Annotated in this window: 15 protein-coding genes and 1 pseudogene; 1 reads left to right on the top strand and 15 read right to left on the bottom strand. The window is 41.9% G+C overall.

Features of this window, described 5'->3' with window-relative positions:
- Positions 1-154: 154 nt before the first annotated feature.
- Complete coding sequence (locus tag L1272_RS08675) at positions 155-883, top strand: substrate-binding periplasmic protein (protein WP_235373213.1); 729 nt, start codon at positions 155-157, stop codon at positions 881-883.
- Between the two features lie 121 nt (positions 884-1,004).
- Here L1272_RS08675 and L1272_RS08670 read toward each other — a convergent pair whose 3' ends face one another.
- From L1272_RS08670 to L1272_RS08600, 15 genes and pseudogenes are all read right to left on the bottom strand, one after another.
- Positions 1,005-1,712 carry a substrate-binding periplasmic protein gene (locus L1272_RS08670; protein ID WP_082389280.1) on the bottom strand — a complete coding sequence of 236 codons (708 nt, stop codon included), beginning with the start codon at positions 1,710-1,712 and terminating at the stop codon, positions 1,005-1,007.
- A 168-nt stretch (positions 1,713-1,880) separates the two neighbouring features.
- Entirely contained in the window at positions 1,881-2,090 is a 210-nt protein-coding gene (locus L1272_RS08665; RefSeq protein ID WP_119852743.1) for a cold-shock protein, read from the bottom strand.
- A 252-nt stretch (positions 2,091-2,342) separates the two neighbouring features.
- Positions 2,343-3,047, bottom strand: a complete 705-nt coding sequence (locus tag L1272_RS08660; protein ID WP_235373212.1) for a hypothetical protein — start codon at positions 3,045-3,047, stop codon at positions 2,343-2,345.
- Positions 3,035-3,784, bottom strand: coding sequence for an iron transporter (locus L1272_RS08655; protein WP_235373211.1), 750 nt, complete (start codon positions 3,782-3,784; stop codon positions 3,035-3,037). The genes L1272_RS08660 and L1272_RS08655 overlap by 13 nt, the downstream gene beginning before the upstream one ends.
- Positions 3,768-4,088 carry a cupredoxin domain-containing protein gene (locus tag L1272_RS08650; protein ID WP_171041562.1) on the bottom strand — a complete coding sequence of 107 codons (321 nt, stop codon included), beginning with the start codon at positions 4,086-4,088 and terminating at the stop codon, positions 3,768-3,770. Before L1272_RS08650 ends, L1272_RS08655 begins: the two co-directional genes overlap by 17 nt.
- A gap of 19 nt (positions 4,089-4,107) precedes the next feature.
- Positions 4,108-5,418 (bottom strand): ATP-binding protein, encoded by a 1,311-nt coding sequence (locus L1272_RS08645; RefSeq protein ID WP_235373210.1) that lies wholly within the window; start codon positions 5,416-5,418, stop codon positions 4,108-4,110.
- Positions 5,418-6,077, bottom strand: a complete 660-nt coding sequence (locus L1272_RS08640; protein ID WP_235373209.1) for a response regulator transcription factor — start codon at positions 6,075-6,077, stop codon at positions 5,418-5,420. Before L1272_RS08640 ends, L1272_RS08645 begins: the two co-directional genes overlap by 1 nt.
- A 3-nt stretch (positions 6,078-6,080) precedes the next feature.
- Positions 6,081-6,728, bottom strand: a complete 648-nt coding sequence (locus tag L1272_RS08635; RefSeq protein ID WP_194441176.1) for a tetratricopeptide repeat protein — start codon at positions 6,726-6,728, stop codon at positions 6,081-6,083.
- Between the two features lie 20 nt (positions 6,729-6,748).
- Positions 6,749-7,525 carry an SDR family oxidoreductase gene (locus L1272_RS08630; protein ID WP_054563176.1) on the bottom strand — a complete coding sequence of 259 codons (777 nt, stop codon included), beginning with the start codon at positions 7,523-7,525 and terminating at the stop codon, positions 6,749-6,751.
- Positions 7,522-8,211 carry a TenA family transcriptional regulator gene (locus tag L1272_RS08625; protein WP_199528887.1) on the bottom strand — a complete coding sequence of 230 codons (690 nt, stop codon included), beginning with the start codon at positions 8,209-8,211 and terminating at the stop codon, positions 7,522-7,524. The genes L1272_RS08630 and L1272_RS08625 overlap by 4 nt, the downstream gene beginning before the upstream one ends.
- A gap of 12 nt (positions 8,212-8,223) precedes the next feature.
- Positions 8,224-9,681, bottom strand: a pseudogene (locus tag L1272_RS08620) (AMP-binding protein); the annotation flags it as partial.
- Entirely contained in the window at positions 9,678-10,319 is a 642-nt protein-coding gene (locus L1272_RS08615; RefSeq protein ID WP_138600138.1) for a thermostable hemolysin, read from the bottom strand. The pseudogene L1272_RS08620 and the gene L1272_RS08615, both read right to left, overlap by 4 nt.
- 186 nt (positions 10,320-10,505) lie before the next feature.
- Entirely contained in the window at positions 10,506-12,665 is a 2,160-nt protein-coding gene (locus tag L1272_RS08610; RefSeq protein ID WP_194441173.1) for a S46 family peptidase, read from the bottom strand.
- Between the two features lie 146 nt (positions 12,666-12,811).
- Entirely contained in the window at positions 12,812-13,696 is an 885-nt protein-coding gene (gene folE2, locus L1272_RS08605) for a GTP cyclohydrolase FolE2 (RefSeq protein ID WP_194441172.1), read from the bottom strand.
- A gap of 11 nt (positions 13,697-13,707) precedes the next feature.
- A complete protein-coding gene (locus L1272_RS08600) occupies positions 13,708-15,039 on the bottom strand; it encodes a dihydroorotase (RefSeq protein WP_235373208.1) in 1,332 nt (443 codons plus the stop codon).
- Between the last annotated feature and the right edge of the window lie 266 nt (positions 15,040-15,305).

The following is a 15,305-nucleotide window of genomic DNA, read 5'->3' as shown; positions in this document are numbered from 1 at the left end:
GAGGATCTGTAATTGAATTAAAATGTTTCAGAAAAGTAGTGCTCATATTTATGCGACCAAGTAATTATTATGCCTTGATCTGATCACTACTTGCTCTATAAGTTCAATTTATAATGATCTTGCCGTGATTTACTAAATCCTTTTAAGTGCATAAATGAACTATTTTAGAATTTATATACTAACCTTTTTCTTAAGTTGGCCAGCCCTTTGCAAGCCGACCCTAACCGTTGTTACCGAACTATCACCGCCCAATCAAACCTTGATCAATAACCAAGTTGCCGGTAAAAGCACTGAATTAGTAAGAGCTATTTTTGCCAAAGCAAACTTAAATGCCAATATAGAGCTCTACCCTTGGGCCCGTGCTTACAATATGGCACTAAAAAAGCCGAATACTTTCATTTACAGCATGGCTAAAACTCCAGAGCGTGAACATCATTTCTATTGGATTGGTGAAGTAGCCACCTATGAAATGGGCTTTGTGAAATTAAGCGAACGCCGCGATATAAACATCACCTCCAATGAGCAAGCCAAACAATACAAGATAGCAGTTCAGCGTCATGACTTAGCAGCACAACGCTTAACTGAGCGCGGTTACACTGTTGTGTATACTTCAGACATCAATAAGTCATATCAGTTGTTGATGTCGGGGAAGGTTGATTTAATCATTGACGATGAAAACTATATCGCCGCTATGGCTAATGAATTAGGCCTTGATGAATCGCGCTTACACTTTGCCTTTGCAATTGATTTTTTAGCGATGAAAGGGTTCCTAGCTGCAAACAAAAATACTAACCCACACCATATCAATGCATTAAAAAATGCGTTTGCTGAGATTCAGGCATCAACGCTATATAGTCAGGTCATGCGAACAAATAGGCCTTAAGTAAGAGCAAGAAAAATTCGTTATTTGCTATTCTGAACAACCCCCAGTGACTTTTACACTGCACCATGATAGTAGTACTCAGCTACCGATAGCTTCAACGGCTAACGATGACTAATAAAAATTATTTTGTATTGGTATTACTATATTGCTCAATAAAAAAGTCTAACTTACCCTGAGCAATTAGCTTTTCGTAACTTGATTGCAAACGTTCAACTACATCGATGGGTATGTTTTTATTTAATGCTAAATAATTCCCTAATGTATCGTTAAGAGGAAGCTCAACTAGCTTAACGACTTCTCGTCCAGGGTGCCCGTATTGAGTTAGCTGATAATCAAATGATAGATCTGAACCAATAATTAGCTCGATTTTATTTTTGAAAAATAAATTAAGACACTCATAACTATGACTCACTTTCAGCAAATTTTTACCGTCACTAAAACCAATTGTTTCTACAAATTGCTCATAGATACTATTACGCACAACACATAGGCTATGTTCTTTTACCTGGGGTAGATCAAGTGGATTAATACGCTCATTTGATTTTAATCTATAAAAGAAATTTCGCGATGAGGCCAACGGCCCTACCCAGTTAAACAGCTTTTCTCTTTGCGTAATTCGGGCTGTAGAGACTAACCCTGACAAGGGCTGTTGTTGCGCCAAGTGGAATGCTCTTGACCAAGGTAAGAGCTCAAAATTGCACTTAATTTTGGCATCGATGCACATGGCCTTAACAAACTTTAAGTTAATACCCTCTAAATGCCCTTTATTTGAGAAGTTATATGGCGGGAAATGCTCGGTGTAAATGGTGACACTTTCTTTTGCAAACACTACAGGTGCAAAGCTTAGGCACGCTAACAACAAATATTTTAAAATAATTAATACACTCTAATGACACAGCTGCATTAAATATAGAAATATTAACTAGTCCAGTCAATTTTTAGACATAAAAAAAGCAAGCCGTAGCTTGCTTCTTCTCTATTTTACTTTTCAGTAAAATTATAGCGGCTTGATGTTGTCCGCTTGAGGGCCTTTTTGACCTTGTGATAGAGTGAACTCTACACGTTGGCCTTCAGCTAAAGTTTTGAAACCTTCAGATTGGATAGCGCTGAAGTGAGCGAAAACGTCTGGACCATTTTCTTGCTCGATGAAACCAAAACCTTTAGATTCGTTAAACCACTTAACTGTACCTGAAACAACGTTAGACATAGTCATATTCCTGATATAAAAAATTAAATATTGCCCGTAGTGGGCGGGTGTAGCAAAAAATCAGATGGAACTTAAAAACTTCAGGACGGTACTACAAGTATTACTTATACAACAACGAAATAAAGATTTATTAATTACACGCTTTTTAGCTACCGCTCACTATATAGAGTTGCCAGAATATGTCAAATACTATCGTTTGCTAGGCTATATAAACAGGGCACTTAAGCTACTTTAAAGTAACTAAAACAGTCCTTAAAACTCAAACTCAAGTGCTAAACGAAAGCTGTGATCTTTGCCCGATTGACTAAGTTCACTAATAAAACCCGCTTCCCATTTTAACTGGCGTTTAGGGCTAAATCTGTGTAGCCCAATAAAGCCTGGACCAACCCCAAAAAAGTCCTCTCCCGCATAGATTTCTATCGATGGTTGAAAGGCTGAACGATAGCGATAACGGTATTGTAAGCGAAACTCGCTTTCCCACTCGTTTGCAATATCAGCGCCCCATTCATACACTAAAAATGCGTTCATAGTCAGGCTTGTACGGCCAAACTCTTTTTCCCATAAAAACCCAGTTGTTGCTTCGTATGCATCGATATTATGCTGCTTTTCAAGCTCAAATAACGCTCCCCAATCGGCCCATAAACGGCCTTGCTCAACCAGTTGCCAACGTAACTCAAGCTCATACGAAGATATGCCAAAATCACCGTTATCATCTCGTTCGCCAACTAAGTAGCCCTCAAGACTCATGGTGCCGTTAATTGCGCCACCAAAGCCTGCACGCTGTGCAAGGACATTACCGTTATCGGTTTGCCGAGACACTAAACGCCACTCGACCTCACGTTCAAACGGCATCACATAAGGGTGATATACTTTATCAACCACCATGCCATCTGCCTGCGCGACTTGGCTGACACTTGCTAACAACAAGCAACTTAAGCTAATTATTAAGAACCGCATACTGGCTCCTCTGTCTTTTTAATTTTTAAAACGCGCGCTAAGGCAATAAATACTACAGCAGCAATAACATACATCCAGAGCGCAGTTTTACTCGGCGTGGCTTCGTAGCCCACTAAGGCTTTTAATACGCGCCCAAGCTCTGAGTTTTCAACTAAAAATCCACGCCAATCTAAATAATTTGAGGTCACGTCTAGTAAGTCGACCTGACTTGCTAAATCGAGAAATATCAATAACTTTGCTGTTGCATTAAAGGCAAGCAGCACGACTAAAGGCTGCACACCTGCACGTCTGACGATACTTTCCAGTAAAAAGAACAATAACACACCAAAACTAATACAAATGCCCACACCTAAACATGTACCGAGTATCAATGGCTCAGCGGTATCTTTACTGTGCCAAAAGCTGACCAAATAGATCATGTAATGGCTTAAATACAAGGTCATGGTTGCAATCAAGGCCAGTGCAGCCGCCATTTTTCGATGCTGACAACTCATTAGTGCAGCGACAAAAATCATTATACACAGCAGCATTTGTATGAACTCTAAGCCTCGGTGATCAAATAACTGACTCAGCCAAGCAGCGGCTTGTACAAATACTAAGCTCATCAGGGTACCAATAACGGCATAAATACTCAGCTGGCGCTGACTTAAAGGCACGATCAAACTCAAAAGCACAGCTAAAATAACCACAGGTAAAAGCTGATTAATGCTCATTAATAAACTAGTTATCAGCATCATTCACCTCCGTAGCCACGACAGTTCCTCTGGCTGTATTAGGCGAAAATTCTCCAAAAAAATCATAACGTCCAGGGCTGAGCGGTCCGATATAAATGACACTCTTACGACCTGGGTAGAGCACTTTTTCACGGTTTAAGTCAAAGCTATCGAACTCTTCTGGGGTATCATCTTGGTTTTCGATAACTAATCGCAGCTTTTTATTGGCAGGTACTGTTATTTCAGCGGGGTAAAACAAATGATCTTTTAAAATCAGCTTGTACTCTTTGGCATAGGCAAGCCAAGACGACATACATAGTAGCAGCATAGAAAGCGCTAAAATCCATTTATTCACTGACATTTCCTTGCATAAAAGAGACACTCACTCGCAAGCCACCAAGGTGACTATCTGCTAAAGCAATATCAGCATTATAAATCGAGACTATGTGTTCAACAATGGCCATACCAAGCCCGGCTCCTTGTTCACCTGATGGGTGTTTATCACCACCCACACGGTAAAAGCGGTTAAAAATGCGCTGTTTTTGAGCTTCATCAATACCTGGACCCGAGTCATCTATTTGCCAAATAAAACGATTATTTTCGGTTTTCAGCGTAATACAAATTTCTCCCATAGCTGGGGTATATTTTATGGCGTTACTCAGTAAATTGCCAAACAAAGTAACTAAGGTGAATTCGTCACCGGCAATGATAAAATCATCGCCATCAATGCTTATGGTATGCTCTTTTTCGTCAATACGATCATAAAGTTGTGCAACAACTTGTTGGCTAATTTCTAACACCGACACGGGGCTAAATTGCGCTTGCCATTGCTCTGGATAAGTACGCCCCAAAATCAGCATTTGCTCAACGATATTGTTCAGTTTATCAACGCCTTTTTCCATCGCATCAAGCTCAACACTCTCAACACCTTGAGCCACTAAATTATGCACATTGATTTTTAAACTACTGAGCGGGGTACGCAGTTCATGGGCCGCATCTGAGGCAAAAAAGCGCTCTCGTAAATAGGCACTTTCAACCCGTTTGAATAGATCGTTTAAGCGGCTTATTACGGGTTTTATTTCTTGCTCTGGGGTTTGCCAAGGGATTGCAGTAAAGTCATTTGCTTGACGATGTTTAAGTTGATTTGATAACCGAGTTAGTGGCGCAAGCCCTTGTTTTACAAACACACTAATAAGGAGAGCAAGGATAGGCACACTCCACAACAGCGGCGTCATGGCCGACAAAATCACGGTTTCGGTTAGCGCCACACGTTTACTCAAAGGCTCAGCAATAAGCACCCGCTTATTACCTTCGCTTAAGCGATACACTTTGACGCGTTGCCCAGCCAAGTTCTCAACACTAAACCCGCTTTGCCACTGACTTTGATTACTAAGATTTTGCTGCAATGATTTTGAGCTTGAGGCCAAGCTGTCATCAACCCAAACTTGAAATAATAACTGCGGTAAATCACTCGTATAAGCTGGAGTTTCTTTACTGAGTGGCTGCTCGATTAACACATGTGCCAGCGTTACCAGCTCGTTATCGAGCAGTGCTTCAGCCTGATTCATACTTTCACGGTAACCTTTAGTAAATGCCAAAAAGCAGGTTAAGATCACCATAGACAATATAAGTAGAGTCAGCCTTTTACGAATTGACACTAGCGTTTACCCACCACATAACCAATGCCGCGCAAGGTTTTAATAAACTCTTTTGGGAATTTTTTACGCAAGTGATGAATGTGTACTTCGATGGTATTAGACACCACCTCTTCGCCCCATTCGTACAGTTTACTTTCTAACTGCTGTTTTGATTGCACGCGACCTTGGTTTTCTAGCAAGGCTTTAAGGAGCATAAACTCTTTGCGCGGCAAGTTTACTGGCTCACCTTGAAAGCTCACGGTAAAAGCGGCGGTGTCCATTTCAACATCACCGACTTTTAAAGTGCTGGTCTGAGCTTGGGTCACACGCCTGCTGGCAACCCGAAGACGTGCAAATAATTCTGCGGGATCAAAAGGCTTTGCTAGGTAATCATCAGCACCTAAATCAAGCCCCATGACTTTATCATCAATACTGCCCCGAGCCGTTAAAATCACCACGGGCAGGTTTTTACGATGCTTTTTGATGTGTTTTAAAATGTCGATGCCATCACCGTCTGGTAGTCCTAAATCAAGGACTACCAGCTCAATTTCATCATTTTTCAGCCATTGCATCGCTGACTTAACGGTCGAACTATGTTCAACACTGTATCCTTGTTGACGTAAAGAACGACACAGGCCTTCTGCCACTAAGTGGTCGTCTTCAACGAGCAATAAATGCATAGTTTATCTCTTTATTTTTTTCTCTACCTTAGCCAATAGCTTAGTAATTTCTTGTTGGCGGTAAAGATCTGCTTTTGGTCTATCAGGGCGTGCTGGCGCTTGCTGTGCAACCAATAAAAACTCTCTAGCTGATTTATACTTGCGCTCGTCATATAGGAATGACGCATATAAATAGTTGCTATCGATACCACGCGGGTTTAATTCAAGCGCTTGCTTAAACAATTTTTTCGCTTCATCGTCATCACCAAACCCAATTGGCCAACCAGGTACTTTACCGTATAAGGTTGCAAGGCTCGTGTATGCTGAGCCATCAAGCGCTTTTGGATCTAGGCTTAGCGCTTTTTCAAATTGTGCTTTCGCATCTTTTGCAAGACCTAGCGCGCCTAAACCTCCTTTCGCCCCCGCATAGCTCGATAGCACAATACCGTACCAAATATGGCTGGCTGCTTGCTGGTCGTTCGCTTTTGTAAACTCTGCGGTTTCGCTCGCTAATTTTTCGAATGCATCTAACTGCGCATCGTCAACTAATTCGTAATTAACCACTGCCCACTGCTTTTGCACCGAACTTAAATCGCTATTAAAGTCGGCTTTTGCAGGCACAGCCATGATAACACCTAACATCATTAGGGCTTTTAAATTTAGTTTAGTCATAATCATTCACCTTGATCAATTTAGTTGGCAAAAAAACTTTTAATTTTAGGAAGTTGTTTTGCTATTGCGTTATCAACAAGTGATGGAAATGCGCCGTTAATACGGGCAAATAATGTTTCTGGAAAACCAATAAAACGACGTCGTTTTTTTGATTTAATTAAATCTATTAATGCATCAGCCACTTTTTCTGGCGGATCCATTGTGTTACCCAGCTCTTTGTTCATCGCACGTACTTGCGGCGAATTAATTGCGGTGTCAGTCGCACGAGGCGCTAAATACAATACTTTGACATCGCTGTGGCTGAGCTCTCTAGCAAGGGCTTCGGTCATCCCTCTTAGGCCAAACTTGCTAGCGCAGTACAAGGTTTGATATGGATAACCAATGCTGCCAAACGACGAACCAATATTGACAATCGTGCCTTTATTGCGGGTCACTTGTGGTAAAAACAGCTGACATAATTTAATAGGCACATGCAGATTAATATTTAACAGGTGATCAATTTGCTGCTCGCTAATTTCACTAAACCCCTGCATTACATTAACGCCTGCGTTATTGATTAGTAACGTTGCCCCGCCAATTTGCTGAGCAAACTTAGCAAGGTCATCGCGAGATTCACTGTTACTTAGGTCAGCCTGAAAATACTCAGCATCATTGCCACATTCCAATTGCAGTGCAGCAAGTTGCTTCACATTTCGACCAACAAGTAATAAACGCCAACCTTCTTTTGCAAGGCGAAGGGCAATAGCACGGCCAATCCCCCCTGTTGCACCGGTTAGCACACATACTGGGCTACTCATGCGCTTTGCTCCAAGTCAGCCTCGCTAAAGAAAGGTTCTGAATCGAGGTCACGGAAAATATTGCCGTACAATTTATAAAAACATTTTGCGGCGTGAATGATGGCTTGCTGGTCGTCCTCGTTATCAATTTTGTTCATGAGGTTTTCGAAAAACTTCACATGCTCAATATCCAGTGCACCGTGCGAAGTAAGGTAGGTAAACGCCTTTTTAGGTAAGCCTACAGCCTCACGAATTTGCCCTGCTGCATTATCGGCTAATGCAATCGAAGTACCTTCAAGCACATGAACCATGCCAAAGAATGCTAATGGGTTTCCGCGATTAATTGCATCATAGGCATACGACACCATTAATTCGGTCGAAAACTGTGGACGAGAATGACGCACTTGCTCTTTATCAAAACCACAGGCTGCAATATCGTTTAGCACCCATTCTTGGTGGCCTAACTCTTCTTCGATGTATTCTGCAACAGCTTCGCGCAGCCACTCTTGTTTATCGCTCAGCTTTGCACCGACTGCCATCAACAGTGGTACTGTGTGCTTAACATGGTGATAAGCTTGCGTTAAGAACGATGCATATTCACTTAGGCTTACTTCACCTTTAAAAACGCGGCCAATAATCGGCGCAGCTAAAAGGTAGTCACGCTCTGTTTGTGTTTCGGCTTGTAATGTATTGAAAAATTGACTCATGCTCGTCGCCTCTTGATAAAGTGCAGAGATCTCTGCAGCAAAAAATTGATTGATAACATCGCGTTTTGGGCGACTATTGCTGGTTAATAAACCTTGCGTGTGGCTCATAGGCTCTGCCATTCGATGCCATTTTCTGATTTGTGCGTATTCGGGTAGTTGCGCGTTTTGTGCCGTAATATGGGCAGCAAGTTCAGTGTCATTCATCGCTTGGTTTGCATAGATAAGCGCAGCTAAAAATGCCTGGCCTTCGCCAATCACCACCGCTTGTTGTACCTGGCTGTGGCTAAGTAATAACGACTCTGGCCATTCGGCGCTGATATTGCGCCCAAAGCTGGTGATCAGCTGATTTTTCAAGCGGCCTTGTATAATCAAGCGACCTGCTTGCTCAGTAACGAGATCGCCGGTTGCATACCAATCGTCAGCATTTTGCCCGGCTTGACCTAAGTACCCCAAAAACAATGAACCCTTGATATAAAGCTGGCCATTTTCAATTTTGTATTGAATGTGCTTAAGTACTCGCCCTGCGGTGCCGATGTCATCATCATCGCGAGTGTTTAAGCTCACTACCGATGACGATTCAGACAAACCATAGCCTTGATAAACCGGTAAACCGAACTCACGGGCTTGCTTAATAAGCGCTTGGCTTACAACAGCACCACCTACTGCAATAAACTTTAAGCTTTTAGGTGCTTGCCAACCTTGCTTTGCGAAAGCCACTAAGCAAGTCAGTAGTTCAGGCACTAAAATAAGGGTATTTGGCTCAGTGCGCTCAATTGCGGCTACTAATTTGTGTGGCTCAAGTAACTGTGCACCAGAAAAACCAAGTTCAGCTAAAGGCACTAAATTAACCGTGCCACCAGCTAATAGCGGCGCATAAACACCGGCTAAATTCTCAAGCAAAACCGGTAGCGGCAGTAAACACAAATGGTTTGGCTTTTCTAAATCAATGCTTTGATAAAGTGATGTTGCCACCTGCAATTGACTCTCAAGCGATAAACACACGCCTTTCGGTGTGCCTGTTGAGCCTGACGTAAAGGTAATCTTTTGCGTGTTTGAAAAATATGGCACAGGCTGTGTATTACTCAATTGGTAAACATATAAAGGGTAATGCTTACATACATCTACTAACGCCACTAATTTAGCATGCTCACCTTCGTAAGCACGGTCACATACAAATAGCCCTGCTCCGCTATTTTGCAAACCAAACGCTACTTGCTGAGCCGTAAAAAACGTTGGTAGCGGAATGGCCACTCTTTTAAGCTCGCTAAGCGCAGCTTCTAATACACACCAAGCAGGTGTGTTATCTAATTGATAAGCCACACCTTGGGCATCAAATTCTGCCAAAGTAGGTAGTAAACGAGTTACTTGCTCAGTAAATTCTTGTTTAGTTAGTGAGCGCACACCATCGCTTTTGTGGCAAATCATTAAGGTATCGCTATCTTTATGTGATAACTGTGTTAACCAACTCATAACGCCTCCAAAAATACAGCAAGCTCAAGCGATGACTGTAAACACTGCTGTTTGATATTGAATAAAACGGGGGTATTTAAAACACGTTGATGAGCTTCGTTTAGGTCAACCACACAAATGGTTGGTTGATTGTCGTAATAGCTACCCCAGCTTGCTGGATCTTGAAGTGCTTGCGCATTTGCAACACCGATTTCTTTGCAATTTACACCCAGCATTTTTAATAGCGCTCTCACTTTACGGGTTGCACAAAACACTAAATATTTTGCCCCTGCTTGATAGAGTGCTTCGTTCATTAAAACAAAATGTGCCAAGGTGGCTTTTCGATGCGTTGAGCATAAATTACCTAGCTCAAAAATGTGCTCACGCTTGGCACCGACAAAGTGCTCAATAGACGCAGGGAGGTATTGTTCAATAAACAAAGGTTGTGATGCAGAGCGAAGACCTAACGTACATACTTCATCATCAACATTAAGCTCACACAGTAGCGGCATGAACTGCGAAATTTTCGCATCATAAGCTGCAGCAAAACCTTGCTTGATATTACTCTCAAGGCGGTCACGGAATTGACCTCCTTCACGAGAGCAAACAAAAGCCGGCTCTTGAACTTGAGTTTGATGTGATTGTTGAACTGAAAGCATAATTGTTCGCTCCACTTAGATTATGTGTAAAATTTATCGAGCGAAACTTAAATAAAACTTAAGAAAAATTAATTTTTATAAATTTTTTTCAACCTCATGATATTTAATGCTTTTATTTTTATAAAAAACAAAAATGCCAGTCTGCTAGACTGGCATTTTAATGCTAAAATTAACGTTAAACTTAGATTACTTAACGATAGTCATCTCTTTAAGTAGGTTTTGAGCATTATCAACTTTATCCATTACCCACAACATGTATCGTGAATCAACGTGAATTGAGCGATTTAAGTTCTCATCGTAATCCCAATCACCAATAATGCTTTCGTAAACACCATCAAATAATAAACCAACGAGCTCAGCATTACCGTTTAACGTTGGAGAGCCTGAGTTACCACCTGTGGTATCTACGTTCGATAAAAAGTTAACCGGAACAGTATTCATACCGCCGGTATAATCGCCATAAAGCTTTTGCTTAATTAACTCGTTTTGTTTCTCTGGTGAGTTGAATGGTTCAACACCGGTGTTTTTAGCAAGTAGTCCTTCTAACGATGTAAAGGGGGTTGCCACTAAGCCATCTTGCGGTGAATAGCCGCCTACCGTACCGTAAGTTACACGCAGGGTGCTGTTAGCGTCTGCATAAACAGGCTTATTAAGTGCCTTGTTATAAGCAATGATTGCTTCCATTAATGCAGGGCGAGCAGCTTGCTGTTTACCAGCCAGTTCTTTTTTCGCATCTTCAATATCTTTTGTGACCGCAAAAATTGCATGCGCATATTGAATAAATGGATCGCTACTTTGCTTTAACTGAGCAAGGTCAAGATCTGCCATCCATAAACGTTTGCTTTCATCTGCAAGAACCGATTTAGCATACATATCATCAAGCATGGCTTGTTGTTTTTGTTTATCAAAACCGTTTGTTAGACCCAGTGCTTTATCAACCTCTGCAACTCGCTCGTCTTTAGGTAATGCTGCATACTGCTCAATAAAATACAGTAAAATAGCTTTATCTACGGCTTCATCATAACGACGGCTCATGCTTTTTAAACGAGACTCGATACGTGGCATATCACGCTCTTGATAACCGCTTTCGCGCTCAGCATCTGGCTTTTGTTTTTCGTAAGCTAAACGGTATAAACGTCGAGCAGTTGAAATCATTTGTGAGCGGTGTACGTAACCTAACATACGGTCACGCTGGTTATGCTCTTGCGACTGTGCAACTAGCGCAGATAAATCAGCAAGTACCTGTCCGTATTTAGCTTTGCGCTTACTATCTTCATTGATCCACGCGGTGAGATCTTTTTCGAATTGTTGCTTACGGCTATACATTGACCCTTTGTTAAAGCTCTCAATCATTGAACCGTAGTTTTTAATGTAGTTGTTATAACCCGCAATCGTGCTTTCGTAAGCGATACGTGCCTCTGAACCCTCTGGTGCATTTTCTTCGATTAACGAGACATATTTCGAATTATACTTACGCGCTAATGGGTAGGCCGTGTTAAACACATAGTCAACTTCAGGCGAAATACGGTAACGGTTTGTGCTGCCTGGGTAACCGGTCACCATCACAAAATCGCCTTCTTGAACGCCTTTAGCGCTTACTTTTAAAAACGCATCACTTTGGTACGGCACGTTGTCTTCTGAATATTCAGCAGGCTTGCCATCTTTGCCAACATACGCGCGATAGAACGAGAAATCACCTGTGTGGCGCGGCCACATCCAGTTATCTATATCACCGCCGTATTTACCGACGCCCATAGCAGGTGCATACGCTAAACGTACATCTTTAATTTCTAGCGATTTAATAAGGTAATACTCAAGACCACCGTGGAAAGTATACACATTACAGCGGTAGCTTTGGTCTTGCTCACACTCACTAACAAGTGCTTTTTCATTTGCTTGAATAGCATCAAAACGTGCTTTACCGGTTAGCTTTTCAGTACCTTGGTTTACTTTATCAGTTACTTCAACCACTTCCTCGGTTACATAAACACGAGAACCCGGCGCTGCAGGCACTTCTTCGCCTGTTGTTTTAGCTAAAAAGCCATTTTCTAAAATATTATTCTCGGTGGTCGAGTTATATTGAATCGAACCATAGGCACAGTGATGGTTAGTTACAACTAAGCCTTTTGGTGAAACAAACGAAGCAGTACATCCACCAAGGCTAATTACCGCGTTCATCGGGAACTCAGTTAATTTTGAAATTGACTCTACATCAATGCTCAAGCCTTTCGCTTTTAACACTGATTCAAGCTCTGGTAACTGGTGAGGCTGCCACATGCCTTCGTCGGCAACAGCAACATTTGCTACAGCGAGACCCACTGCAGCAGCAATAAATTTAAAACGCATAGTCGTCCTTTATATTATTATGTTTATCATTTTTAGCGCTCGTATCATTATCATTGTGAAAATGAATAGCAATATTTTGCGACCGCTAATGTCAAAATTTGTAAACCATTTTAGGTTCATGAGCCTAACACTTAGACTCATGAGTCTTAATATTTAGATTCATGAACCACGGCATTATGGCCATGTAAGCTTTCTTGGTGTTCAACCTTAAATTGGTAATCAGCAATACCCGGCATGGCTTCGAAACACTGCTTTAATCGCCTTGCTGCATCTTCGCAAAACAGTAAGTTTTTTGCGTTAAGGGCGGCAAATGCTTGCTCATCTTCACGCTTTACGGCGGTTTGTACAGGGGTGCCTATGGCTTGCTCACATACTGTGATAAAGCCGCCAATATCAGGTAGCTTCTCACTACTAAAAGTGACATCAATATAAGCGTAAGAGCGCTGGCTATGAGGAGTTGCAATTGAGCCCTGTTCACTTGCAAGCCAATTGAGTAAAGAGGCTTTATCTATATGCTCATCACTAAATTGCTTATCGACTGCTTCGCTCAAAAGCTGCCTCGATAATGCCGCTGAACACGGGCAGGTACTGCTGTAGGCTATATCAGCTTTTAAGTTGATAGCCATCGACTGCTTCTTAGTTATCGTTAAAACAACAGGGTAAGCATTGTATCCGGCATTGTCGCTAAGGAGTGCTGGTTTTAGCTCGGGTAAATCAAAATGCAGCACCAGTTTTGCGCCTTTACTTAAGCCTTTTTGTGATGCTAAAACGGCTTCCATAAACTCGTTAATACGCTTAGTCGATAAGCTTTGATTAGCCAATAGCTGATTAAGTAATAAATAAAGACGCGACATATGAATGCCTTTAGCATCACTATCAAGGCTAACAAAAATATCGGCTTTGGCATTCAGGTGCACATCAACATGAGGTTGTGCAAGTTTCAAAGGCAATGCTATTTTTTCCATGCCAACCCATTTTAAAGGCGACTGAAAATCTACATTAGAGTGCGAGGTAATATCGGGTAATTGCATATCAACTTCTTTTAACGATTGAATGTTAAGGCCTTAGCGGCCTGCTTGTGCGGGGTTACGTGCTGTCCATCAAAGACACACTCACCATTTATAAAGGTATGTGTTATTCGGTGTGAAAAAGTAGTGCCATTGAAAGGGGTCCATTGGCATAAGTAATGTGTGTTTGTGTGCTCAACGTGCTTTTCTGCGCTTGGGTCAACCAGGACTAAATCTGCAAAATAACCTTCTCTGATAAACCCTCGATCTTCGATAGCAAATCGCTTTGCCACGTTATGCGCTGTTTTTTCAACGACTTGCTCTAGGCTCAACGCACCACGTTTTACCTGCTCAAGTAACGATAGTAATGCATGCTCGACGAGCGGGAGGCCAGCTGGTGCAGCGCTGTATTGTTGCTGCTTTTCTTGCCAAGTATGAGGTGCATGATCGGTGGCAATAATATCAATGCGACAATCGCGTACTGCTGCGAGTAGCGCTTGGCGATCTTGCTCAGATTTTATGGCAGGGTTACATTTAATTTGATTGCCATAGTGTGTGTAATCATCTTGGTTAAACCACAAATGATGCACACAAGCTTCGGCGGTTATGTGTTTTTGCTCTATAGGTGCGTTACTAAATAGCTCTAGCTCTTTTGCTGTTGTAAGGTGTAAAACATGCAGCTGCGAGCCATAGCGTTTTGCCAGCGATACGGCGTACGATGATGATGCGTAACACGCTAACTCATCACGAATTAACGGGTGATGTTCTATTCGTAACTCACCATAGCGTTTTTCTATTCGGCGCTGGTTTTGTTGAATAACCTCCCCTTGCTCGCAATGGGTTGCAATGAGTACTGGGCTTTCCCGAAAAATGGCCTCTAGAGCATGTGGGTGTTCAACCAGTAAATCACCTGTTGATGCTCCCATAAACACTTTAACGCCGCATACATTTTTAGCATCAAGAGCTTTAATTTCATCAAGGTTGTCTGGGGTTGCGCCAAAGTAAAACGCATAATTCGCAGCGCTCGTTTGCGCCGCTATCGCGTATTTATCTGCAAGTGCTTTTGCCGTGGTAGTCGAAGGTGAGACATTGGGCATTTCCATAAAACTTGTAATGCCACCGGCCACTGCAGCGGCAGATTCACTGGCAATCGTGCCTTTGTGAGTAAGGCCTGGCTCTCTAAAATGAACTTGATCGTCGATCATGCCTGGTAATAGCAACAGACCGCTTGCATCAATTACCTCATCATTGGCCTTGGCACTGATATCTTTGGCAATTTCAGCGATTCGATTACCAACAATTCGTACATCGTTTAATTCGCGCTGTCCTTCATTAACAACGCAGGCGTGTTTGATTATGATAGCCATATGACTCCTTGCTTATTCAGCAACATTTGCAACTTATCGTAAAAAAATGCACTCCATGGCAAGATTGATTGCAGACTAAATTGTTACAATATAACATACCACAAAGTTTTTATTTGGACACTGTTATGAGTCAAAAAGATCAATTGGGTCGAGCTATTTAAGCTGTAAAGTTATAAGTGGCTTTCCGATCTTAGAGAATTTTAACGGCTTATCGCAGCCAATAATCACCTTATCGCAACGTATGAGGTCAATTGTAATAAGACACA

The organism is Pseudoalteromonas sp. PAST1, assembly GCF_021532515.1.
Taxonomy (GTDB): domain Bacteria; phylum Pseudomonadota; class Gammaproteobacteria; order Enterobacterales; family Alteromonadaceae; genus Pseudoalteromonas; species Pseudoalteromonas simplex.
This window is presented reverse-complemented; position numbering and strand designations above follow the sequence as displayed.

Coding starts and splice junctions, on each gene's coding strand:
- folE2 (WP_194441172.1), bottom strand. CDS start 13,696: ATGCAATTACCCGATATTACCTCGCACTCTAATGTAGATTTTCAGTCG.
- L1272_RS08660 (WP_235373212.1), bottom strand. CDS start 3,047: ATGCGGTTCTTAATAATTAGCTTAAGTTGCTTGTTGTTAGCAAGTGTC.
- L1272_RS08600 (WP_235373208.1), bottom strand. CDS start 15,039: ATGGCTATCATAATCAAACACGCCTGCGTTGTTAATGAAGGACAGCGC.
- L1272_RS08650 (WP_171041562.1), bottom strand. CDS start 4,088: ATGCTGCTACTATGTATGTCGTCTTGGCTTGCCTATGCCAAAGAGTAC.
- L1272_RS08675 (WP_235373213.1), top strand. CDS start 155: ATGAACTATTTTAGAATTTATATACTAACCTTTTTCTTAAGTTGGCCA.
- L1272_RS08625 (WP_199528887.1), bottom strand. CDS start 8,211: ATGAGTCAATTTTTCAATACATTACAAGCCGAAACACAAACAGAGCGT.
- L1272_RS08640 (WP_235373209.1), bottom strand. CDS start 6,077: ATGCATTTATTGCTCGTTGAAGACGACCACTTAGTGGCAGAAGGCCTG.
- L1272_RS08635 (WP_194441176.1), bottom strand. CDS start 6,728: ATGACTAAACTAAATTTAAAAGCCCTAATGATGTTAGGTGTTATCATG.
- L1272_RS08615 (WP_138600138.1), bottom strand. CDS start 10,319: ATGCTTTCAGTTCAACAATCACATCAAACTCAAGTTCAAGAGCCGGCT.
- L1272_RS08630 (WP_054563176.1), bottom strand. CDS start 7,525: ATGAGTAGCCCAGTATGTGTGCTAACCGGTGCAACAGGGGGGATTGGC.
- L1272_RS08610 (WP_194441173.1), bottom strand. CDS start 12,665: ATGCGTTTTAAATTTATTGCTGCTGCAGTGGGTCTCGCTGTAGCAAAT.
- L1272_RS08665 (WP_119852743.1), bottom strand. CDS start 2,090: ATGTCTAACGTTGTTTCAGGTACAGTTAAGTGGTTTAACGAATCTAAA.
- L1272_RS08655 (WP_235373211.1), bottom strand. CDS start 3,784: ATGATGCTGATAACTAGTTTATTAATGAGCATTAATCAGCTTTTACCT.